The 21,496-nt window shown below is 36.3% G+C and carries 19 protein-coding genes; 14 read left to right on the plus strand and 5 right to left on the minus strand.

The window, feature by feature from the left end:
• Positions 1-109: 109 nt before the first annotated feature.
• The 6 genes from MHB39_RS04115 to MHB39_RS04140 all read left to right on the plus strand — a co-directional run bounded on the left by MHB39_RS04115 (position 110) and on the right by MHB39_RS04140 (position 10,191).
• Complete coding sequence (locus MHB39_RS04115) at positions 110-1,576, plus strand: UDP-N-acetylmuramoyl-L-alanyl-D-glutamate--2,6-diaminopimelate ligase (protein WP_016994940.1); 1,467 nt, start codon at positions 110-112, stop codon at positions 1,574-1,576.
• Between the two features lie 135 nt (positions 1,577-1,711).
• Positions 1,712-3,289 (plus strand): peptide chain release factor 3, encoded by a 1,578-nt coding sequence (locus tag MHB39_RS04120; RefSeq protein WP_048392002.1) that lies wholly within the window; start codon positions 1,712-1,714, stop codon positions 3,287-3,289.
• 195 nt (positions 3,290-3,484) lie between these two features.
• The gene (locus MHB39_RS04125) at positions 3,485-6,538 is read left to right on the plus strand and encodes an efflux RND transporter permease subunit (RefSeq protein WP_342545901.1); all 3,054 of its coding nucleotides are present in this window, start codon (positions 3,485-3,487) and stop codon (positions 6,536-6,538) included.
• Between the two features lie 19 nt (positions 6,539-6,557).
• On the plus strand, positions 6,558-7,643 hold the full coding sequence (locus MHB39_RS04130; protein WP_342545903.1) for an SDR family oxidoreductase: 1,086 nt from the start codon (positions 6,558-6,560) through the stop codon (positions 7,641-7,643).
• 325 nt (positions 7,644-7,968) lie between these two features.
• Positions 7,969-8,724 carry a TerC family protein gene (locus MHB39_RS04135; protein ID WP_036075192.1) on the plus strand — a complete coding sequence of 252 codons (756 nt, stop codon included), beginning with the start codon at positions 7,969-7,971 and terminating at the stop codon, positions 8,722-8,724.
• A 111-nt stretch (positions 8,725-8,835) separates the two neighbouring features.
• Positions 8,836-10,191, plus strand: a complete 1,356-nt coding sequence (locus MHB39_RS04140; RefSeq protein ID WP_036075771.1) for a potassium transporter TrkG — start codon at positions 8,836-8,838, stop codon at positions 10,189-10,191.
• Positions 10,192-10,532: 341 nt separating this feature from the next.
• Here the strand turns inward: MHB39_RS04140 and MHB39_RS04145 are convergent, their stop codons facing one another.
• The gene (locus tag MHB39_RS04145) at positions 10,533-12,272 is read right to left on the minus strand and encodes a B12-binding domain-containing radical SAM protein (RefSeq protein WP_016992456.1); all 1,740 of its coding nucleotides are present in this window, start codon (positions 12,270-12,272) and stop codon (positions 10,533-10,535) included.
• A 310-nt stretch (positions 12,273-12,582) separates the two neighbouring features.
• Here MHB39_RS04145 and MHB39_RS04150 point away from each other — a divergent pair, with 310 nt between their 5' ends.
• Both MHB39_RS04150 and MHB39_RS04155 read left to right on the plus strand, forming a co-directional pair.
• Entirely contained in the window at positions 12,583-13,950 is a 1,368-nt protein-coding gene (locus MHB39_RS04150; RefSeq protein WP_238542750.1) for an ATP-binding protein, read from the plus strand.
• 122 nt (positions 13,951-14,072) lie between these two features.
• On the plus strand, positions 14,073-14,519 hold the full coding sequence (locus tag MHB39_RS04155) for a MarR family transcriptional regulator (RefSeq protein ID WP_016992454.1): 447 nt from the start codon (positions 14,073-14,075) through the stop codon (positions 14,517-14,519).
• Between the two features lie 86 nt (positions 14,520-14,605).
• Here the strand turns inward: MHB39_RS04155 and MHB39_RS04160 are convergent, their stop codons facing one another.
• The 3 genes from MHB39_RS04160 to MHB39_RS04170 form a co-directional block, all read right to left on the minus strand.
• Entirely contained in the window at positions 14,606-15,292 is a 687-nt protein-coding gene (locus MHB39_RS04160; RefSeq protein WP_339280619.1) for a hypothetical protein, read from the minus strand.
• A gap of 61 nt (positions 15,293-15,353) precedes the next feature.
• Positions 15,354-15,971 carry a type II CAAX endopeptidase family protein gene (locus tag MHB39_RS04165; RefSeq protein ID WP_036075766.1) on the minus strand — a complete coding sequence of 206 codons (618 nt, stop codon included), beginning with the start codon at positions 15,969-15,971 and terminating at the stop codon, positions 15,354-15,356.
• Between the two features lie 79 nt (positions 15,972-16,050).
• Positions 16,051-16,239, minus strand: coding sequence for a DUF2187 family protein (locus MHB39_RS04170; RefSeq protein ID WP_004224583.1), 189 nt, complete (start codon positions 16,237-16,239; stop codon positions 16,051-16,053).
• 123 nt (positions 16,240-16,362) lie between these two features.
• On the opposite strand from MHB39_RS04170, the gene MHB39_RS04175 reads away from it, so the two are divergent.
• The 3 genes from MHB39_RS04175 (at position 16,363) to MHB39_RS04185 (ending at position 17,987) form a co-directional block, all read left to right on the plus strand.
• Positions 16,363-16,551, plus strand: a complete 189-nt coding sequence (locus tag MHB39_RS04175; RefSeq protein WP_016992451.1) for a hypothetical protein — start codon at positions 16,363-16,365, stop codon at positions 16,549-16,551.
• Positions 16,552-16,643: 92 nt separating this feature from the next.
• Positions 16,644-16,820 carry an aspartyl-phosphate phosphatase Spo0E family protein gene (locus tag MHB39_RS04180; RefSeq protein ID WP_004224595.1) on the plus strand — a complete coding sequence of 59 codons (177 nt, stop codon included), beginning with the start codon at positions 16,644-16,646 and terminating at the stop codon, positions 16,818-16,820.
• A 300-nt stretch (positions 16,821-17,120) separates the two neighbouring features.
• A complete protein-coding gene (locus MHB39_RS04185) occupies positions 17,121-17,987 on the plus strand; it encodes an NAD(P)-dependent oxidoreductase (protein ID WP_016992450.1) in 867 nt (288 codons plus the stop codon).
• Positions 17,988-18,055: 68 nt separating this feature from the next.
• On the opposite strand, the gene MHB39_RS04190 is transcribed toward MHB39_RS04185, so the two are convergent.
• Positions 18,056-18,448 carry a DoxX family protein gene (locus MHB39_RS04190; RefSeq protein WP_342545907.1) on the minus strand — a complete coding sequence of 131 codons (393 nt, stop codon included), beginning with the start codon at positions 18,446-18,448 and terminating at the stop codon, positions 18,056-18,058.
• Positions 18,449-18,606: 158 nt separating this feature from the next.
• Between MHB39_RS04190 and MHB39_RS04195 the strand changes: the two genes are divergently transcribed.
• The 3 genes from MHB39_RS04195 (at position 18,607) to MHB39_RS04205 (ending at position 21,420) form a co-directional block, all read left to right on the plus strand.
• Complete coding sequence (locus tag MHB39_RS04195; RefSeq protein ID WP_016992449.1) at positions 18,607-18,927, plus strand: helix-turn-helix domain-containing protein; 321 nt, start codon at positions 18,607-18,609, stop codon at positions 18,925-18,927.
• A gap of 202 nt (positions 18,928-19,129) precedes the next feature.
• Positions 19,130-20,452 (plus strand): MFS transporter, encoded by a 1,323-nt coding sequence (locus MHB39_RS04200; RefSeq protein ID WP_016992448.1) that lies wholly within the window; start codon positions 19,130-19,132, stop codon positions 20,450-20,452.
• Between the two features lie 65 nt (positions 20,453-20,517).
• On the plus strand, positions 20,518-21,420 hold the full coding sequence (locus tag MHB39_RS04205) for a chemotaxis protein (protein ID WP_016992447.1): 903 nt from the start codon (positions 20,518-20,520) through the stop codon (positions 21,418-21,420).
• The last annotated feature ends 76 nt before the right edge of the window (positions 21,421-21,496 follow it).

The following is a 21,496-nucleotide window of genomic DNA, read 5'->3' on the forward strand; positions in this document are numbered from 1 at the left end:
ATAAGTAGTAAAATAAGTTCAATAGAACGTGGGGGATTTTATATTGTCGTTTTTTGTCGATTATTAAGAATGATGATATGAGTGTAGAGATTGATTGGAGGACTATGAAATGTATGCAGAGGAATTGTTAAGCGCATTACCTTTGAAAAAAATAATTGGCGTGCTGCCAGATCAGGTTAGCGATATCGTAATAGATTCGAGAAGTGTGCAACCAAATAGCATGTTTGTTTGTATCAAAGGTTATACAGTAGATGGGCATGATTATGCGCAAAAGGCTGTAGATGGCGGCGCAACAATTGTTGTAACAGAGCGTGAATTACCGCTAGGAGAGACGATTGCACAAGTGATTGTGAAAGATACAGATCGTGCAGTAGGTTTACTAGCTGCAAAGTTCTTTGATTATCCTTCTAAGGACATAACAATGATTGGTGTAACAGGAACAAACGGTAAAACATCTGTAACAGGAATTATTCAAAATATAATGCATGGGATGGGCGAAAAATCGGCCTTATCCGGCACAATTGGCTTTAATTTAAATGGTATCTTATATGAATCAGCTAATACAACGAGTGATGCGTTATCAACACAACAAATGATTTTCCGTGCAAAAATGGAAGGCTGTCGATTAATGACAATGGAAGTTTCATCACACGGATTAGCACTTGGACGTTTAGCAGGTGTTGATTATGATATCGCTATTTTTACGAATCTAACGCACGATCATCTTGATTTCCATGGTACGATGGAGGAATACGGCCATGCAAAAGGCTTATTATTTTCCCAACTTGGACAAGATTTAGAAAAAAATAAATTTGTTGTGTTGAACGCTGACGATGCTTGGTCAGAGCGGTACGCTGCAATGACACCATTTCCAGTGTGGACATATGGTTTAAAAAATGAAAAGGCTGATTTCCGCGCCATTAACTGTGAGTATCACGACTATATGACATCATTTGACGTGGAAATGCCTGAAGGAATTTATCGTGTAAAAATGAATTTGCTTGGGGAATTTAACATTTATAATGTATTGGCAGCCATGATTGCATTTTATGGTCGCGGCTATTCAATGGAGTCCATTATTGAGCAAATCGAGCAACTACCGCCCGTCAAAGGTCGTATGGAGAAAGTATGTTCAGATCTACCTGTACAAATTTTTATTGATTATGCACATACTCCAGATGCAATTGAAAAGGCGATTGAAGCAGCGCAACCTTATAAAAAGGGCAAGCTGATTTTCTTAGTTGGAACAGGTGGTAATCGTGATAAATCGAAACGTCCTGCCATGGCTGAGAAAGCGTCTGCTGCGGAATATGTTATTTTAACGACAGATGATCCACGCTATGAAGACTACGATAGTATTACAGGCGATCTTGCTAAAGGTATGCTTCATGATAATTATGCTTGTATTGGAGATCGTGCAGAGGCAGTGCGCCATGCGATTGAAATTGCTGAACCAGGTGACATGATTATTTTTGCTGGTAAAGGCCATGAGGATTATCAAATTATCGAAAATACCAAATTTCCACATAGTGATGCAGAAATTGCGATAGAAGCAGGCCGATTAAAATTCGTGTGATGAAAGCTGAATTCTTAGGAAACCCTTTTAGTTGTAACTAAAGGGTTTTCTTTTTTGAGATTTCATGTAAAAAGGTTGTACGAAAGGCAAGTCTTCTTTTATTATTATTAAGTATGAAAAAAGGAGAATGACGAGATGAATTCAAATTTAGAACAAGATATACTATCGCGTCGTACTTTTGCCATTATCAGTCACCCTGATGCTGGGAAAACGACGATTACAGAAAAGCTTTTACTTTTTGGTGGTGCCATTCGTGATGCAGGTACAGTAAAAGGTAAAAAAACAGGTAAATTTGCAACATCGGACTGGATGGAGATCGAAAAACAACGTGGGATTTCGGTTACTTCATCTGTCATGCAATTCGATTATAACGGCTCTCGTGTGAATATTTTGGATACCCCTGGTCACCAAGATTTCTCGGAAGACACATATCGTACATTGATGGCTGTAGATAGTGCCGTCATGGTAGTGGATGCTGCCAAAGGGATCGAGGCACAGACTTTAAAGCTATTTAAGGTTTGTAAAATGCGTGGTATTCCTATTTTTACATTTATTAATAAGTTAGACCGTCAAGGGAAAGAGCCGCTTGAATTGATCGAAGAGCTTGAAGAGGTATTAGGTATCAATGCATATCCTATGAACTGGCCAATCGGTATGGGTAAAGAGTTCCTTGGTATTTATGATCGTTACAATAAACGCATTGAGCAATTCCGTACAGATGAAGCGGAACGTTTCTTACCAATTGACGACAATGGGGAGCTTGCTGTGGAGCATCCAATGAAGGTGACTTCTTATTATTCACAAGCAATGGACGATATTTTACTTTTAGATGAAGCGGGAAATGCATATTCTGAGGAAAAAATTCGTCGTGGGGAATTAACACCTGTATTCTTTGGTTCAGCATTAACGAACTTTGGTGTTCAAACTTTCCTGGAAACCTATTTACAATTCGCACCGACGCCGCAGCCAAGAATTACTGAAGATGAGCAGTTTATTGATCCTGTGGAGCATGATGAGTTTTCAGGTTTTATTTTTAAGATTCAGGCCAATATGAATCCAGCACACCGTGATCGTATTGCCTTTGTACGTATTGTTTCTGGTAAATTTGAACGTGGAATGAATATGACGTTATCTCGTACAGGGAAGTCATTTAAAGTCACACAATCTACACAGTTCCTTGCAGATGATCGTGAGACAGTAGATGAAGCAGTTGCTGGCGATATTATTGGTTTATATGATACAGGAACATACCAAATTGGAGACACTGTTGTAGGTGGCAAGAAAACATTCCAATTTGAAAAATTACCACAGTTTACACCAGAATTATTCGTCCGTGTCACGGCGAAGAACGTTATGAAATCAAAGCAATTCCATAAAGGGATTTTACAATTAGTGCAAGAGGGTGCTATTCAATACTATAAAACGCTGCATACAGAGGAAGTGATCCTTGGAGCAGTTGGTCAATTACAATTTGAAGTATTTGAACATCGTATGAAAAATGAATACAATGTGGAAGTAAAAATGGAGCCAATTGGTTCGAAAATCGCACGCTGGATTGAAAATGAAGAGGATGTCAAAGAATCAATGTCATCAGGTCGATCAATGCTTGTAAAAGACCGTTTTGACAATCTTGTTTTCCTATTTGAAAATGAGTTCGCTATGCGTTGGTTTGCAGATAAAAACGAAAACATTAAACTTTATAGCCTTTTATAATTATAAAACACGAATCGACAATTTTGCGATTCGTGTTTTTTTGCAAGGAAAAATGACACTGTTTGTAGAATATATACATTATTAGGAAATATAAGTTTCCTTAGAGATAGTATCTCAATAACGGGAGCTTATTTATAAAATAATCTCCTTTTCGGCTATCATAGAAAGGAAGAGGTAGAAAAGGAGTTTGTTTATATGAATATTAGTCATTTTTCTATTAAAAGACCTGTCTTTACGATTGTTACTATGCTTTTTGTCATCATACTAGGCGGTGTATCTTTATTAAAAATACCGATTACGTTAATTCCAGAGTTAAATCCTCCTATTGGAGTGGTTGTCACCTCATATCCTGGGGCAAGCCCGACGGAGGTAAATGAAAAGATAACGAAGCCATTAGAGGCTACACTTGCCACCTTACCTGGTATTAAAAAAATCCAGTCAACCTCCCAGGAAGGCTCCAATTTAATTGTGCTTGAGTTCAACTGGTCCACAAATATGGATGTTGCCCAACTTGATATTTTACAGCGAATTGATATGACCCCATTGCCTAATGATGCTGGCAAGCCTAGTTTCCTAAAATTTGATCCGTCTCAATTTCCTATTATTCAGCTGTCTTTACGTGCGGAAAATAATCAAGTAGATGTACGTGTATTAGCAGAGCACTTAGAGAAGGAACTGCTACGGACAGAGGGTGTTGCCAGTGTGAATGTTTCTGGCAAATTGATTGATGAAATCCAAATAGAATTGGATGAAGCAAAGCTAGTTGAAAAAGGCTTGACTCAGACAGACGTGATGCAAATAGTTCAAGCGAATAATGTGTCTCTTCCTGGTGAGCCTGTTTCAACAGATGATGGCAAAATGCTAACAACACGTATTGTTAGTACATTATCGTCTCCGGAAAGCATTGCCGATTTAATTGTTTCTGTGAATCCTTTAACGGGCAAATCACTAACCGTTGGTGATCTTGCAACCGTCGAGAGGACAGAACAACAAACTATTACCACAACACGTGCAAATGAGCATCCAGCAGTTCTTATGTCTGTATTACAGGAATCTGGTGCAAATACAGCAGAGGTTTCTAAGGAGTTCCAGAAGGCCTTAGAGGCATTACTAAAGAAAGAACAGTATAAAGGAATTACAGCAGATATTTTAGTTGATCAAGGTAATTATGTAGATTTAGCGATTAGTAACATTGGCTCTTCCTTACTACTAGGTGGATTATTTGCGATGTTCATCCTTTTTGTTTTTTTACGTAGTGTAAAGAGTCCAATCATCATTGGTATTGCGATTCCTTATTCTGTTATTGTTACATTTGTTTTGATGTTTTTTGCGAATTTTTCCCTCAATATTATGACATTAGGTGCTCTGGCACTTGGGATTGGCATGCTTGTGGATAATGCCATAGTCGTTATTGAGAATATAGAAAGACATCTAGGACTAGAAAAGGATCCGATTACTGCAGCAAAGGAAGGAACAAAGGAAGTAGCCCTTGCGATTACCGCTTCCACTTTAACCACAATAGCAGTATTCATTCCTGTTATGTTCATCGAAGGATTGATTGGTCAAATTTTTACAGAGTTTGCCTTAACAATCTCGTTCAGCTTAATTGCCTCTTTGGTTGTTGCGCTAACAGTCGTTCCGATGCTAGCAAGTCGACTTTTAAAAATGAAAAACAGTAATTTTTATGTCCAACGCAGTAAATCACGATTTTATAGGCATTACAAGGCGTCAATTGTATGGGTACTAAAGCATCGAATGCTTATACTACTTTTTACAGTGGTTTGCTTTAGTCTTTCTTTGTTTGGACTGACTAGAATAGGTACTGAATTTTTACCACCTACAGATGAGGGGTTCACCTCTATAAGTGTCAATCTTGAAAAAGGTGTCGCTGTATCAGAAACAGAAAAGATTGTTAAGCAAATTGAGGAACGATTAAAACAGGAAAAAGATGTAGATGTGTATGTTAGTTTCATTGGTGGTACGCAACAATCCCAAGCACGTGGACAAACTAGTGCCAATCAAGCTGAAATGTATGTAAAACTTGTCCCACTAGCAGAAAGAAAGCGTTCCATTTTTGAATTTGTGGAAGAATTAGAACAAGATATACAGGGTGAATTTGGAGAGCAAGCTGAAATTACTTTTAATGTATCGACAGCTACAGGCTCGTCACCACACACTTTAACATTCCGCTTAACAGACTCTGATGAACAGAGGCTACAGCAAACGGTTAAGAAAGTGCAGCAGAAACTACTAGCGATTCAGCAAGTGACAAATGTTTCTACGGATTTAGATAATACTGTTCAAGAGATTCAAATTGAGGTTAATCGTGAAAAAGCAAAAGACTATGGTTTTGCTCCAGCACAAATCGCTCAAACTGTAAATCAAATGACAAAAGGTCAATTAACGTCCCAATTGATTACTGATGACGGTGCAGTATTACCCGTTTATACAGGTTTTGGGCAGTCATTTAATACGAGTATAGATGCTTTAAAAGCTATGCAGCTTCGTTCGCCAGCAGGATTATTTGTAAAATTAGAGGAAGTGGCTACTGTTTCTATACAAGAGGGGCCGGTATCCATTCGTCGTTCTGATCAAGCAGCAGCAGTGGCCTTTTTTGTAGATTATGAAACAAAGGAATCGTTGGGAGGAATCTCTGCAAAAGTAGATAAAGCATTAGAACAAGTTAATTTACCATCTACTACTCAAGTTGTGTTCAGTGGGGACAGAGAGCTCTATGATAGTGCAATCGATGATATGCTTCTAGCTGTGATGCTAGCAATCGTGCTTGTATATATTGTGATGGCAGCTCAATTTGAGTCATTTAAATATCCGTTTGTTATCATGTTTACTGTTCCATTAATGATCATTGGTGTGGCGATCGCTATGTTCGTTACAAATACTTTAATTGGTGTAACCTCTGTTATCGGTATCTTAGTGCTAGTTGGCATAGTCGTAAATAACGGCATTGTACTAGTAGATTATATTAATCAGCAAAAGGCAATGGGCATGCCAGCTTATGAGGCAATTTTACTTGCAACCCAAGACCGGCTTCGTCCCATTTTAATGACAGCCTTAACAACTATTTTAGGGCTATTACCACTCGCACTTGGCATTGGAGAAGGGACCGAGATGAATCAGCCAATGGGGATTGCTGTTATCGGAGGGCTTGTAACCTCAACTTTACTGACGCTGTATATTGTACCGATTATTTACAGTTTAATGGATAAAGAAACAAGAAAGATGCACTAGGTTCAAGGGGGAATGGGAAATGAAGGTTCATTTTTTTACAGGTTTTCCTGGTTTCATTTCGAGTCAACTAATTCGAGCGTTATTTCAAAAGAAACAAACACAACAAGTTATTGCAATTGTGTTGGCAGGTGAAATCATAAAGGCACATAAGGAAAAAGACAAAATATTAGAGGATTTTCCTGACTGTTCGATTCGAATAGTGGAAGGCGATATCACACTACCAAACCTTGGATTAGACAATCAGAACCTCAAAGAAATTGTACCGCAAATCGAAGTGCTTTGGCATTTAGCTGCAATCTACGATTTAGCTGTGCCACGTGATATTGCATGGAAAGTAAATGTTCATGGCACAACAATGGTCAATGATTTTGTCCGTACCTTACCAAATTTACAACGCTATATGTATTTTAGCACTGCCTATGTGGCTGGTACACGAGAGGGAGTACTACGTGAAAATGAACTTATTCGACCAAGAGCATTTAAAAACCATTATGAGGAAACAAAATATGAGGCTGAGCATCGAGTAGAAGATTTAAAATCAGAAGTACCGTTGACAATTATTAGACCTGGCATTGTTCGTGGCCATTCACAAACTGGTGAAACCATTAAATTTGATGGTCCTTATTTCTTTTTAAACTTAGTGGAACGTTTAAAAGGTTTACCTTTTATTCCGTATATTGGTCAAACTACCTCGACGATTAATGTGGTGCCAGTTGATTATATTATAAATGCTTCTACTTTCCTGGTTAGTGAACAGCATGCAGAAGGGAAGACACTTCATTTAACTGACCCTAATCCTCACCCAGTACAGGAGGTGTACCGTACAATGGTGAAACTAGTTACAAATTCATATCCAAAAGGACGTTTACCATTTATAGTGGCAAAGCTATCATTACAGATACCTTTTATTCGAAGGAAATTAGGTGTCGAACTAGAAACATTAGATTATTTAACATGGAATGCCACATTTGATACGGCTGAAGCACTTCATATTTTACAAAAAGGAGGTATTACATGCCCTGATTTTATACAAACGATGCCAAAAATGATTGAGTTTTATTTAGCACATAAGGAAGACAAGAGCTATCAAATTCAGATTAAGTAACGAAAAAAACATATAGATATTTTTGTCAGCTGTAAATGATAGTGCTATAATATTTGAAAGAAGATACCTTCGACAATTTGTCAAAGGGGAGTAGCTAACAGGCAACTAACTTTACCTGGTTTCACATCCGTCAAGACATGGTACTACCATCGGGTGTGATAGTGAATGGCTCTATACGTATGACGTGTAGATTGAAGTACCATAAATAGAAAGGGTACGAATTTACTTAGCGAGACCTTTGCCTGAATTAGGGCAGGGGTTTTTTTCTTTTATACTTGGATGACATGGTCATTGAGGGTATAGAGAGCTTAGAGGAGGCACTAGAATGGAAGCGATTTTATTACAATATGGCTGGGTGTTAATTGTCCTTGTAGTATTAGAGGGATTACTTGCAGCCGATAACGCGGTAGTAATGGCTGTTATGGTGAAGCATTTACCACAAGAGCAGCAAAAAAAGGCATTATTTTATGGACTATTTGGAGCATTAATATTCCGATTCTCCGCACTATTTGTTATTACAGTTTTGGTTAATTATTGGCAAATTCAAGCAGTCGGTGCTGCTTATCTATTATTTATGTCTGCGAAAAATATTTATGATTTGCGGAAACATAAGGATGAAGAAGAAGAGGCAACTGAAAATGCTGGAAAAAAAGGTTCTGGTTTCTGGTTCACCGTTCTAAAGGTAGAGGCGGCCGATATAGCATTTGCTATTGATTCGATGCTTGCAGCCGTTGCAATTGCTGTAACATTACCACACTTAGGCGAATTTGATATTGGCGGTATCAATGGCGGGCAGTTTATTGTGATGCTCCTTGGTGGATTTATTGGTGTTATTATGATGCGTTTTGCTGCGCAATGGTTTGTAAAAATATTAAATGATTACCCGTCACTTGAAACAGCAGCATTTCTTATCGTTGGCTGGGTAGGCGTGAAGCTAGTAGTCTTAACATTGGCCCATGAGAAGGTGGGAATATTGCCTAAAGAATTTCCACATTCCACGGCATGGGAGTTAACATTCTGGATTGTCCTAGTAGGTATTGCTTTTGTCGGCTATTTAGTCGGTGTAAGAAAGAAAAAATAAGTAGATGAACGTTGGAGGAATAGTTATCACTATTCCTCTTTCTTTTTTTATGTATTTTTTCTATACTATAATCTATCTAGTTGGGCATCATATGTGGGAGGAGTTGTTAAAGTGCCTTGGAAAAAATCATCAAATAAACTAGTCACACCATTTCAGGTACTTGTTTCTTATTATTTTATAGCGATAGCGATTTCCTTCCTGTTATTACGGCTTCCAGGCGTTCATCAAGAAGGGGTAAAAGTCTCTTTTTTAGATAGCTTGTTTACGGCAGTAAGTGCAGTAAGTGTTACAGGGTTAACAACGATTAATATTTCGGAAACCTATACAACCTTTGGGCTTGTAATGATTCTTGTTATTTTACAGTTAGGCGCCATTGGTATTATGTCACTTGGTACCTTTGTGTGGCTTCTTGTTGGGAAAAAAATAGGGATGCGTGAGCGTCAGTTAATCATGATTGATCATAACCAGTATAGTGTCTCTGGTGTTGTTAAATTAATCCGCGAAATTTTAAAAATTTTATTTGGCATAGAATTAACAGGTACCATTATTTTGACGCTACATTTTACGAATTATTTTGACACATTAGAAGAAGCCTTTTTACATGGAATTTTTGCTTCTATTTCTGCTACAACAAATGGTGGTTTCGATATTACGGGCATGAGCTTACTCCCATTCCATGATGATTATTTTGTACAGATGGTTACCATGGTACTGATTGTATTAGGTGCTATCGGCTTTCCGGTATTAATTGAACTGAAGACTTTTTTGCTTAATCGACGCGAGAATTTCCGTTTTAGTTTATTTACTAAAATCACTACTTCAACATACGCCATTTTATTTATAGTTGGTGCGCTTGTCATTTTACTCCTTGAATCATTCCATTCTTTTAAGGAAATGTCTTGGCATGAGGCATTATTTTCAGCAATGTTCCATTCCGTATCAACGCGATCAGCTGGACTGACTACTTACGATGTCACGACTTTTAGTGAAGCTACAGATATATTCATGAGCTTCCTGATGTTCATCGGCTCTTCGCCAAGTTCAGTAGGTGGAGGGATTCGTACCACAACGTTTGCCTTGGCCATTTTATTCTTAATTACCTTTGCTAGAGGAAGAGAGGATATTCAAGTATTTGGACGAGAAATTCATTTGATTGATGTCTTTCGGTCATTTGTCGTCATTTTATTAGCCTTTTTCATGGTATTAGTAGCAACCCTGATCTTGCTTATAACAGAGCCACAAGCATCTCTTATCCAAATTATTTTTGAAATTACTTCAGCGTTCGGTACATGTGGTATGTCGTTAGGCATAACATCTGATTTATCAGTGGTTGGTAAAATCATTATCATTATTTTAATGTTTATTGGTCGAGTTGGATTAATTTCATTCCTTTATACACTTGGAGGAGGCGGAAGAGGAAAGAAATCAGGCTTCCATTATCCGAAGGAACGAGTAATTATTGGTTAAATTTTTAAAGTATACGGGCATTAAGTAAGGAATAATTCCAACGTATACCTCTATAAAAGTAAGAAATTATTATCTTGTCATAAAATATTCATAAAATTTAAACTTTTATTTCCTGATTGGATTGAATACTTTTTGGGCATTTTTTACAAAGTTCTATCAATCTTTGTTTAAGGAATTTGACCTATATTAACGAGGGTGACTGTGAATACTTAACTAACCGAATGACTGACGTGCAGAAAGTACAAATTAAGCGGTATTTATTGTTGCTTTAAGGATTTAAGAATCGTTTAAGTAAGAAAAAAAGCTAGTCCTGATAGTTATTACAGGACTAGCGTTTCTTATTAGTTAGAGTAGATTGTTGCAAAATAAGGCGCTTGGCCATGACGGAAATAGGTTAACAGATAGCCATTTTTTTGTACAATTTTGCCATTTACAAACTCTTGGTAGTCAAGTGCATGAGGGATAATCAAGGTATGCTTAAACAACTCTTTTTCAGTTAACTTAAAGTTAGCAAATTCCTCGCCTGCGATAGCTGGATTTTCTCGTAAAGCATGGTAAAGAGTTTTTTGCTGCTCCTCAGTAGGACGCTCATTCCACCACAGCTTCCGTGGTTGGAACTGCTGAGCCATTAAGTAATCTAGCTGCATTAAACTCTGGACAATGTTTAAATTCACATTATCAATCGTTTCTAAAAACATTAATAAACGGCGGAATAAATCCTCCAGTTGATGGCCAATACGAGACCAACCTTTTGTTTCCCAATATGTTCCGAAATTTTGGAAGAAATCAAATGGTGTATCAAAGACCTCTGTAACTAAGTATTCAATCGTATGATCCATACGGTGATCATTCCAATACTTCTCAAGAACATCCTCTGCATGTTTAATGCGAACGATATCATCAAAAGTTAGTACATTATTTGAAAAGATTTCGTAAGGTGATAGATCCACATAGGTATAGCCAAACTTTTCGGCTTCTAATCGAAGTCCTGTGCCGCGTAAAAGTTTCAAAAAGCCAAGCTGTAATTCCTCTGGTCGCATTGCAAAAACATCATTAAATGTTTGACGGAAGCTAGCGTAATCTTCCTCTGGTAAACCAGCAATTAAATCTAAATGTTGATCTATTTTTCCGCCATCTTTCACCATGGTTACTGTTCGCTTTAACTTTTCAAAGTTTTGACGACGTTTTACAAGAGTATTTGTTAAATCGTTTGTTGATTGAACACCTATTTCGAATCGGAACAAACCTTTTGGTGCATTGTCATTTAAGAATTGAATGACTTCAGGGCGCATTATATCAGCCGTGATTTCAAATTGGAATACCACGCCAGGTTTGTGTTCATCAATTAAAAATTGGAACATTTCCATTGCATAGCTACGACTGATGTTGAAGGTACGATCTACGAATTTAATTGTTCGAGCTCCGTTATCCATTAAGAAACGAATATCCTCTTTTATTTTTTCACGGTTAAAGTATCGGACACCAACTTCAATAGAAGATAAACAAAATTGGCAGCTAAATGGGCAGCCTCGGCTTGTTTCAATATATTGAATTCGTTTACCTAGATGGGGAAGATCCTCCTCAAAACGGAATGGACTTGGTAATTCACGCAAATCAATTTTAGGTGGCATAGCGTGAATCTTGACTTTCTCATCCTCTAAATAACAAATACCAGGAACATCTTCTAACAATATTTCACCATGGAAGTAGCGCAGTAATTGTTTAAATGAAGTTTCTCCTTCACCCATCACAATGAAATCTACCTCAGGTATTCGACGTAACCAATGGTGACAATCATAAGATACCTCAGGTCCCCCGAGCAAAATTTTAACATTTGGACAGACAGTTTTTAACATTTTAATCACGTGAATTGTTTCTTCGATGTTCCAGATATAGCAACTAAATCCAACGATATCAGGTTTTTTTTGGAATAAATCTGATACAATATTAAAAGCAGGGTCTTTAATAGTATACTCTGCTATAATTGGATTAAACTCCGGTAAAGCTGCGCCTTTTAAATAGCGCAATGCTAAATTTGTGTGAATATACTTTGCATTTAAAGTAGTTAAAATAGTATTCATGCAATAATCTTCCTTTCAACATCCTATTGTATCAGTCAAGTATCTGACATACAATATAATTCTTTTTACCTATTTATTTTGTGAACAGTTCGTGAAATAATTTAAAATACTTAAATTTACTAAATTTTGTAATAATAGAATCGTGCTGTCATAAAGTATAGTAAAGGCTCAAAATTCGATTTAGAGGTTTTTTACTCTTTTGAAAGGTTCGGTGAGAAAGTTGAAGCAAAATGATATTAATCAATGTTTTGGAAATCTTATGAAAAGTACTTCGTCACCAACACTTATACTCAATAAAGCAGGGAAAATTTTGAACGTCAATGAGGCTGCTATCAAGCTTTTCAATCTTAATTTAACCTATATTGGCTATTTAGCTATGGACGAGCCATCTAATTTTAAATGGACTAAGTTCGTCAAACAGTTACAAAATGATTTACGTTCAGAGGAAATTTTCAATATTCGCACAGTTGGAAATGACTACGAAATGTTATCTTTCAAATGTTTTTACGATCCCAATACAGAGGAAATTGTTGCGCAAATTTCAACATTGAATGATGATGTTGCCCATAAATTATATGTTAGTCAAGCACATGAGAGAGCGCAATCTTTTAATGCCTACGATTACTTACCTTATGCTGTTATTGTTAGTGACGCTAGTGGTATTATTCTTGGGCTTAATAAGTATGCCGAAATGTTTCTGAAAGTTGAAAATTCACAGCTCCTTCATAAAGCGCATCAGCATATATTTGATTCTTTTACATTGAAAAAAGGGCAAATTACAACCTACCTTTCTAAGCTAATGGGTGAAAAACATGCAAGCATTCATGTAGTCGACGAAACACAAGTAAGCAGAACTTGCTATTATGAAATTTCAAGTATTTTTGATGAATACAATAATATTATTGTCACTGTTATCAATGATGAAACAGAGAAAAAGCAACTTCAGCATAAAGTTGAGCATCAGCAAGCATTAAACGTTGTTGGACAGATGGCTGCGAGCATTGCGCATGAAATTCGTAACCCATTAACTTCTTTAAAGGGTTTTACTGAATTACTAAAGTTAAATGCTGATGATGAATCACGCATGTATCTCTCTGTTATTGACAGTGAGCTTCAACGGATGGAACAAATCTTATCCGAATTATTAGTATTGTCAAAGCCAACAACGATGAAAGTGGAATTATTAGAACTGGATCATATTGTAAAGCAAGTCATTGAGTTTATGCTACCTGATGCACTCATGAAAAATATTATGATTCAGTATATTTCAACTTCTAATCAAGTATATATTGGCGGCAACGAGAATCGATTAAAACAAGTGCTGATGAATTTAATTAAAAATGCAATGGAATCCATGAATAATGGTGGAACGATTACCGTCGAAATGGCAACAAATGACTGTGCGATTGTCGAACTTATGATTAAAGATGAAGGTGTTGGCATGGACAGCACGACACTTCAAAACCTATTCCAGCCTTTTTACACGACAAAATCATCAGGGACAGGACTGGGCCTTGCTTTCGTGAAAAAGGTGATTGAAGAGCATGAAGGTGTAATCGGTGTTAGTAGTGAATTACAGAAGGGGACATGCTTCCATCTGCAGTTTCCAATTTACACATTCAATCAGCTGGATACAATGGAAGTATCCACAAAAGATTCTGCTTATTTAGTAACATAAAGAGAGTAAAAATGGTTGCATAATGAACAATAAAACCTTCTAAATTATATATTGCTTTTGACAATGCTTTTCTAATGTCGCTATAATGTCATGTATAAAGAGCGAAGTGAGAGGAAAAGAATATGCCGTCAGAAGATCTAAAACAATCTTTAAAATTATATATTGTATTGTCACGTGCACTAAAAGCAATTAATGAAACAACACATCAATTATTTCAGGATAATGGTTTAAACCCAACTGAATTTGCTGTTCTAGAACTTCTCTATCATAAAGGAAGACAGCCATTACAGCAAATTGGCAATAAAATTTTATTAGCCAGTGGGTCTATTACGTATGTCATTGATAAGCTGGAGAAGAGAGGTTACTTATTACGAGTATCTTGTCCTGCTGATCGTCGTGTTACGTATGCAGAAATCACCTCGGAAGGTGAAGCCTTTATGGGTGAGCTGTTCCCAAAACACGAGCAGCATTTGCATGAATTAATGAGTGTACTTTCATCAGAAGAAAAAGAACAAGCTATTACGCTATTGAAGAAAATAGGCCTTTCTATAAAGGACCTATCTTATTAAAAAAGTTGTCTCATTGATTTGAGACAACTTTTTTGTGATGAAAAGGTAAGGACGATAGACAATAGTCTATCGTCCTTAGTATTTTATTATTTTTTAGATATAGTTGCTGCCATATTAAGCATAGCATCTGTTAAATCTTGTTCATCATTATCATGAATAGTTAATTTCGTAATGAGACCATCTTTCTCAAATACAACCCCAATTACTTTCTCAGTGTCGAAGTCCACAACATAACCCTCGATATTTTGAACATCTTTAAATGCTGCTAATTCCTCGGCTGTTAGAGCTACTGTTTCTCCCACTGCGTTCATATAATCTTGCATAGTTGTTTTTACTTCTTCAAAGCTCGATTGTGAAGCTTCAATTGTTTCAATACGCATAAACACTTCATCATCATCATTTGACACTAACATGTCTTTACCAGGTTCTTCTTGTGTCAGTGTAAATCCAGGAAGCTGTTGTAGTTTATAGCTTTGATCAACACTTGCTGATTCAGTTGCCTTTTCTGTTTTATCTACACCCTTTTGGACGTATTTCACATCTTGTTGAGGCTGTTTAGCATCCTCTGTATTTGTATCATTTGCTGCAGGTGTATCTTCTTCTTCCTCATTTGATTCACCAGCTGTATTTCCAGATGGTTTTTGATCGGCAGCAGTATTTGATGGCTCATTTTGTTGAGCATCTGAATCCCCTGTTTTATCAGATGTATTACAACCTACAACTAATACGGCTGTTAGTAATAATGCAAGAATAGAAACTAATTTTTTTTGCATAAAAAACCCTCCTTTTCTAAATTAAACGTTAGTAAAGATAAAATGTTTCCAAATATTAATGTTATGATGTTAAAGGCAACACTAAAAATAATAATAGTACAAAAACGACATGAGCTACAATAACAAGTGGCATACTTTTACGCCATTCATATAAGAAGCCCCAAATAATGCTTGTTACCAGTGCAGCAATGACACCAAGCATAAATCCGCTTAGGGCAATTGAGACAGCACATAATACTGCGGTAACTATGACAGCCAAAGTTGGGCGCATAAAGCGTTTTAACTGTTGTTGGATATAACCACGCCAAAATAATTCTTCACCTATGGAAACGATAAATACGAGTAAAACATAGTGCCAAATATTTTGTGGTCCGTAGCTTGCTAAAAATTTTTGAACGGATTGTACTAAGTTATTATTAATATATGGAGCGAGCCAGTAACCAAAGCGAATAATACCATATGTGATGGTACCGTATCCAATACCAAAGAGTAAAAATTGCCATGTAGGTAATTGATCTTCGATGGAGCCAGCTAAAATGGCAATGGCAATACATACTAGTAGAGTGAATGCATACATGTACCAAAATACCGCTTGGTTAGCAAAGGTAAAAGCAAGCATGCCATAAACGAATAATAAAGAAAGGAGAAATAGAATTGTTTGTTTCGAATTTGTTAGCATATTCGACCTCCATACCCTAATCTTATCAAAAAAATAGTCCCTTATCATCTATTAAGACAAATAGGGACTATTCAGACTATTAAGCTTCATTAGTATATAAAATTTTATATCGTTTATGATTGACGACCGTTTTTTCTTCAATTTCAAGGGAATCAAAATTCTCCATATATGTTAAATTAACGATCACCGAATTTTCATTTACCTTTTCTACAATACCTTGGAGACCATTTTTAAACTCGATAATATTTCCAACTTCAGCTATTTTCACAGACAGTCAGCTCCTTCATCGACTAATAATATACAGTTTGCATGAAAAATTGGTAAACGTAAAGCCTTTTTTAAATAATTCATAATTTATTACACAAATGAGGCAAAGAGAGGAATAAAGTTCATGGAAAAATACGAAAATATGCTTAAACAATTACAAAATGGGGAAAGAGAAAGTATTGAAATTCAAAAGGAAGAATTTTACGAATTTCGTGAAATACTTGTAAAACACCCATTATTTAAACATTTTAGAGGTGAGGCCAAGCAAAATGGACGAATTATCTATACTTATACTGAAACACCAAGAAGTTAATTTGTCGAACATTGTCGTAAGTTAATGCTGTAAGAAATGAAATATAAATGTATAATAATGGTATGATTATTTGTGTGTGGAGGGTTGTATGAATGGTCAATCTACTCTTGAAACAAATGGAACAAACTCGTGAGATGATGATTCGCTCAGGTGTAGAAAACGGGTTACAAAATGCAAAAACCATTCAACTGAGTCGCAGATTAGATCAGTTAATGAATACTTATTATAGACAGATGGCATTTGAAGAAGAAAAAGACCAAGAAGACTAAAAAGATTGTTCCAGTATTCAGAGTAAAAAAACATTTTAACATATATGTTTAAAATGCATTTCTATGGGGAATAACTTACTATGAACACAGCAACATTCTCATTTCCCCCTTTAGAGCAGTGATCCCCCAATCACTTGCTCTCTTTTTTTTGCTTATTCGGTATATATGCCCTACATATAAATTTTAGTACAAGTTGTGGGAAGGGTTTGAATTATTTCTTTCCTTCACCTAAACTGAAAAGATATAGAGTTAGACTCTCACGGAGAGTGCAGACATTCTAGAACAAAGGAGCATGTACATATGACAAAGAAACGTATTGCATTTATTGGAACTGGAGTAATGGGTGCAAGTATTATTAAGCATTTATTAAAAAATGGTCATGAAGTAACCGTCTATACGCGTACACAAGAAAAAGCAAAACCTCTTGTTGCTTTAGGGGCGTCATGGGCAAGCTCGCCTGCTGAAGCATTTAGAAATCATGAAATTGCCTTTACAATGGTTGGCTATCCTTCAGATGTAGAGGAAGTATATTTTGGGGAAAATGGCCTTTTCCAAACGGCAGAACAAGGCAACATTGTCATTGATATGACGACTTCAGAACCATCTTTAGCAAAGAAAATTTATACGCATGCTCAATCCATCGGTGTAGAGGCTTTAGATGCTCCTGTTTCAGGTGGGGATATTGGTGCGCAAAATGGTACTTTGTCTATCATGATTGGTGGCGATCAGATTACATATGACAAGGTATTGCCAATTATGAAGCAATTTGGAGAAAATATAGTTTATCAGGGTGAGGCAGGAGCCGGCCAGCATGCAAAAATGTGCAATCAAATTGTCATTGCCTCTGGTATGATTGGGGTGTGTGAATCGTTAGCTTATGGACTAAAGGCGGGATTAGATTTACCTACCGTATTACAATCGATCTCTTCAGGTGCAGCAGGTTCATGGTCTTTAAGCAATTTAGCACCACGTATGATAAAAGAAGATTTTGCACCAGGCTTTTATATTAAACATTTTGTGAAGGATATGAAAATAGCTTTAGATGAGTCAAATAAAATGGGCATCACATTACCAGGACTTGCATTAGCCTATGAAATGTATGAGAAATTAATCGCCTTAGGCTATGGTGAAAATGGTACACAAGCGCTCTTAAAGTATTATAAATAATTCGCGATGTGATTATGAATAGGAAACCTGAAGACTCCTTATGAATGGGAGGCCTTCAGGTTTTTTATTTACTCTTTCCCAAAAAGTTGAGAATCCAGTGAGAAGCTAGACGGGCCTGCGAGAGCAAAGTAAAGAGCTATGGCGCCTAAAGCTAAATCTAATTCATAACCAGCCAATCCATCTGCCCCGATAAAGCCGATGCTAAGCTTTGCCGTAAAGATCGCTACAATCATTGTAATGGTTAATAAAGCACCAAATATTCTTGTTGCTAAACCTAAAATAATTGCAATTCCACCAACTAATTCAATAATCCCCACGATATACGCCATAAATCCTGGTATACCTAGGCTATCAAAGAAGTCAGCTGTATAGCTGATACCGCCTTGAAATTTTTGAAAACCATGCACTGCAAAAATAATGCCTAAAACGATACGTAAAATAGTTGAACCAATATTTTGCATAATAGAGTAACTCCTTTTCTTCTTTACTTACAATTCGTAACTTAGTTTATTTTTAAAAATAACTTTTGTCAAGTAACTAAATGTTTTTTTAGAACAGTTTTTTTAAAAAAAGTGATATACTGTTAAATAGGAACTAATATACAAAGGGGGTAAGTCATTTGGATCAAAAAAATATTTGTCCACGATTTGAAAAAGCACTCATGATATTAAATCATCGTTGGAATACTCTACTTATTTATCAGCTACTAGATGGTCCACAAAGGTATTCGACCATTAAAAATCAGCTAAATATTAGTAGTCGTGTATTAACAGAACGTTTAAAGGAGTTAGAGACTGAGCAAATAGTGCTTCGCACAGTAATTCCATCAACACCAGTTGTCATTGAGTATGAACTGACGGAAAAAGGTTATGCTATTGCACCTGTGCTAAAAGCGATTGAGCAGTGGTCCTCTGAATGGGTGACCATAGATATAGAATGATAAAAAGGTATTCAAGCGAGGGGCTTGAATACCTTTTTTGATTCACAAGGAAAATGAGTATTCAATTATCGGCCAATTGGCAGTTATTTTTCAGTGAATTTACTGTTATATTGTAAATAATATTAATTTTCTTTAAAAAAAGGTATTTTTTATTACAGAGAGAAATTAATTGATTATTATAGAGAATGGAGGGGAGGGTTTTATGAAGAAGAGTACAGCTATAGACGTACAACATCGAAGTCAATTAGCCATTTATTTATCATTGCCGATACTTTCATGGGCATTCTATGATTTTGCGAATACAATTTTTTCTTCAAATATAAATACAATATTTTTCCCGTTTTACATGGATGAGGTTTTAGGTACAAATGAAGTCATGCAACAAGTTGCGAGCACCTTTATATCGTATGCAAATGCCATTGCAAGCTTGTTGCTCGTTATCTTTTCACCGCTTTTCGGTGTTTGGATTGATAACACAGGTTATAAAAAGAGATTTATTGTATGGTTTGCATCCATATCTATTCTGTTTACGTTTATGATGGGAATGTTTGCGAATATACAAACCACTGTCAATTACTCTGGTGTACCTCTTAGTTTGTTTTTGGTTGTTGCAAGTTTTGTCATAGCAAAATTTTTCTTTAATTCTAGTTTAGTATTTTACGATTCTATGATGGGTGATCTAGGGACAAAAGAAGAAATGCCACTCATCTCAGGGTATGGTGTTGCAATCGGGTATCTTGGTACACTTTTTGGATTACTTGTTTACTTGTATGTTGGTAATAGCGATTTTCATCGAGCTTTTATTCCAACAGCTATCCTGTATCTACTCTTTTCATTGCCATTATTCTTAATTAATAAAGATACACCGATTCCTAAATCACAGCGGAAGTCCTTAAAGTTTTTAGATGGTTATAAGGAAATCATTCAAACATTTAAAGATATGAAGCAATATAAAGCAATCTTTACCTTTATGATTGCTTATTTCTTTTTAAATGATGCCATCGCTACAACGATTGCAATGATGGCTGTTTATGCGACAACAATTGTCGGCTTTAGTTCTGGACAATTTATTGTTCTTTATTTGGTCTCTACAGTTTCAACAATCCTTGGATCACTTGCATTTGGGTATATTACGAAATCAATAGGAGCTAAACGTGCCATTTCAATTGTTGCACTTATTATGATAGTTGCGTTAGTATTCGCTGTTTTTGCCTCAGCACAATGGATGTTCTGGCTTGCTGGTAGTCTTTTTGGTATCTCACTTGGCTCAATGTGGGTGACATCTAGGACATATATAATTGAATTATCACCAAACGAAAAACGCGGTCAATTTTTTGGGTTGTTTGCTTTTTCAGGTAAGGTATCATCCATTATCGGTCCAGCCGTATACGGAACTGTTACATTGTGGATGAAGGATTATGGTACTCTTGCTAGTCGTGTAGCACTATCAACGTTGATTGTTATGACTGTCGTTGGTCTACTGGTACATCTAAAAGTTAATGATAAAAATGGAAATAGCAAGTAGGAGAAATGTATTGCCTATGATACAATTGAATTATAAACAGATGTAGAGAAAGGAGCGGGGTTGCATTGGAACATAAAGGAATATTATTAGAAAGTGGCACAAATGAGCTAGAGATCGTTGAATTTGAAGTAGCAAACAATAAATTCGGCATCAATGTTATTAAAGTAAAAGAAATTATTCAACCGATCCCAGTAACATTTATCCCACACGCGCACCCGCATGTAGAAGGAATCATTCAATTACGAGGTGAGGTATTACCTGTTGTAGATATGCTACGAGTATTAGGGATTCAAGGTGCTGAGCGTAATCCACAACAAAAATATATTGTAGCAGAGTTTAATAAACAACGTGTGGTTTTCCATGTAGATAATGTCACACAGATTCATCGTATTTCTTGGAATCAAATTGAAAAGCCTTCAGATATGTATCAAGGAGGTACATCACAAGTAATTGGTGTCATTAAACAGAATGAGCAAATGATTCTATTACTAGATTTCGAAAGAATTATGGTGGATATCAATCCTGCATCAGGAATTAGTGTGGAATCTGTTAAAAAGCTCGGCAAACGTGAGCGATCTGGTAAGCGAATTTTAATTGCGGAAGATTCACCGTTATTACGTAAATTACTATTCGATACAATGAGTGAAGCTGGTTATGACAATGTTGAATTCTTTGAAAATGGCCGCGATGCTTATGAATACTTAGAGGGAATTGTGAAGAGTGGTAGTGATATAGCAGAGCATATTCAATTGGTGGTAACGGATATTGAAATGCCACAAATGGATGGCCATCATTTGACACGAAAAATCAAAGAGCATCCCGATCTTCAAAAGCTTCCTGTTATCATTTTCTCAAGTCTCATTACAGATGACCTACGTCATAAAGGTGATCAAGTAGGGGCTGAGGATCAAATAAGTAAGCCAGAAATTGCAGAGCTCATTTTACGTGTTGACCAACTAATTCTGTAATCACCATGGCTTACATGATACTTCTCAATTTTAATAATTGGTATCCTGCAAGTAAAAATAAATGAAAGAAAAGTCG

This window comes from Lysinibacillus sp. FSL K6-4013, assembly GCF_038630435.1.
GTDB classification, from domain to species: domain Bacteria; phylum Bacillota; class Bacilli; order Bacillales_A; family Planococcaceae; genus Lysinibacillus; species Lysinibacillus boronitolerans.

Excerpts from the sequence above, each read along its gene's own strand:
- MHB39_RS04155 (WP_016992454.1), top strand. The coding sequence starts at position 14,073 with ATGCCGTCAGAAGATCTAAAACAATCTTTAAAATTATATATTGTATTG.
- MHB39_RS04135 (WP_036075192.1), top strand. The coding sequence starts at position 7,969 with ATGGAAGCGATTTTATTACAATATGGCTGGGTGTTAATTGTCCTTGTA.
- MHB39_RS04180 (WP_004224595.1), top strand. The coding sequence starts at position 16,644 with ATGGTCAATCTACTCTTGAAACAAATGGAACAAACTCGTGAGATGATG.
- MHB39_RS04115 (WP_016994940.1), top strand. The coding sequence starts at position 110 with ATGTATGCAGAGGAATTGTTAAGCGCATTACCTTTGAAAAAAATAATT.
- MHB39_RS04125 (WP_342545901.1), top strand. The coding sequence starts at position 3,485 with ATGAATATTAGTCATTTTTCTATTAAAAGACCTGTCTTTACGATTGTT.
- MHB39_RS04120 (WP_048392002.1), top strand. The coding sequence starts at position 1,712 with ATGAATTCAAATTTAGAACAAGATATACTATCGCGTCGTACTTTTGCC.
- MHB39_RS04190 (WP_342545907.1), bottom strand. The coding sequence starts at position 18,448 with ATGCAAAATATTGGTTCAACTATTTTACGTATCGTTTTAGGCATTATT.
- MHB39_RS04130 (WP_342545903.1), top strand. The coding sequence starts at position 6,558 with ATGAAGGTTCATTTTTTTACAGGTTTTCCTGGTTTCATTTCGAGTCAA.
- MHB39_RS04145 (WP_016992456.1), bottom strand. The coding sequence starts at position 12,272 with ATGAATACTATTTTAACTACTTTAAATGCAAAGTATATTCACACAAAT.
- MHB39_RS04185 (WP_016992450.1), top strand. The coding sequence starts at position 17,121 with ATGACAAAGAAACGTATTGCATTTATTGGAACTGGAGTAATGGGTGCA.
- MHB39_RS04165 (WP_036075766.1), bottom strand. The coding sequence starts at position 15,971 with ATGCTAACAAATTCGAAACAAACAATTCTATTTCTCCTTTCTTTATTA.
- MHB39_RS04200 (WP_016992448.1), top strand. The coding sequence starts at position 19,130 with ATGAAGAAGAGTACAGCTATAGACGTACAACATCGAAGTCAATTAGCC.
- MHB39_RS04160 (WP_339280619.1), bottom strand. The coding sequence starts at position 15,292 with ATGCAAAAAAAATTAGTTTCTATTCTTGCATTATTACTAACAGCCGTA.
- MHB39_RS04175 (WP_016992451.1), top strand. The coding sequence starts at position 16,363 with ATGGAAAAATACGAAAATATGCTTAAACAATTACAAAATGGGGAAAGA.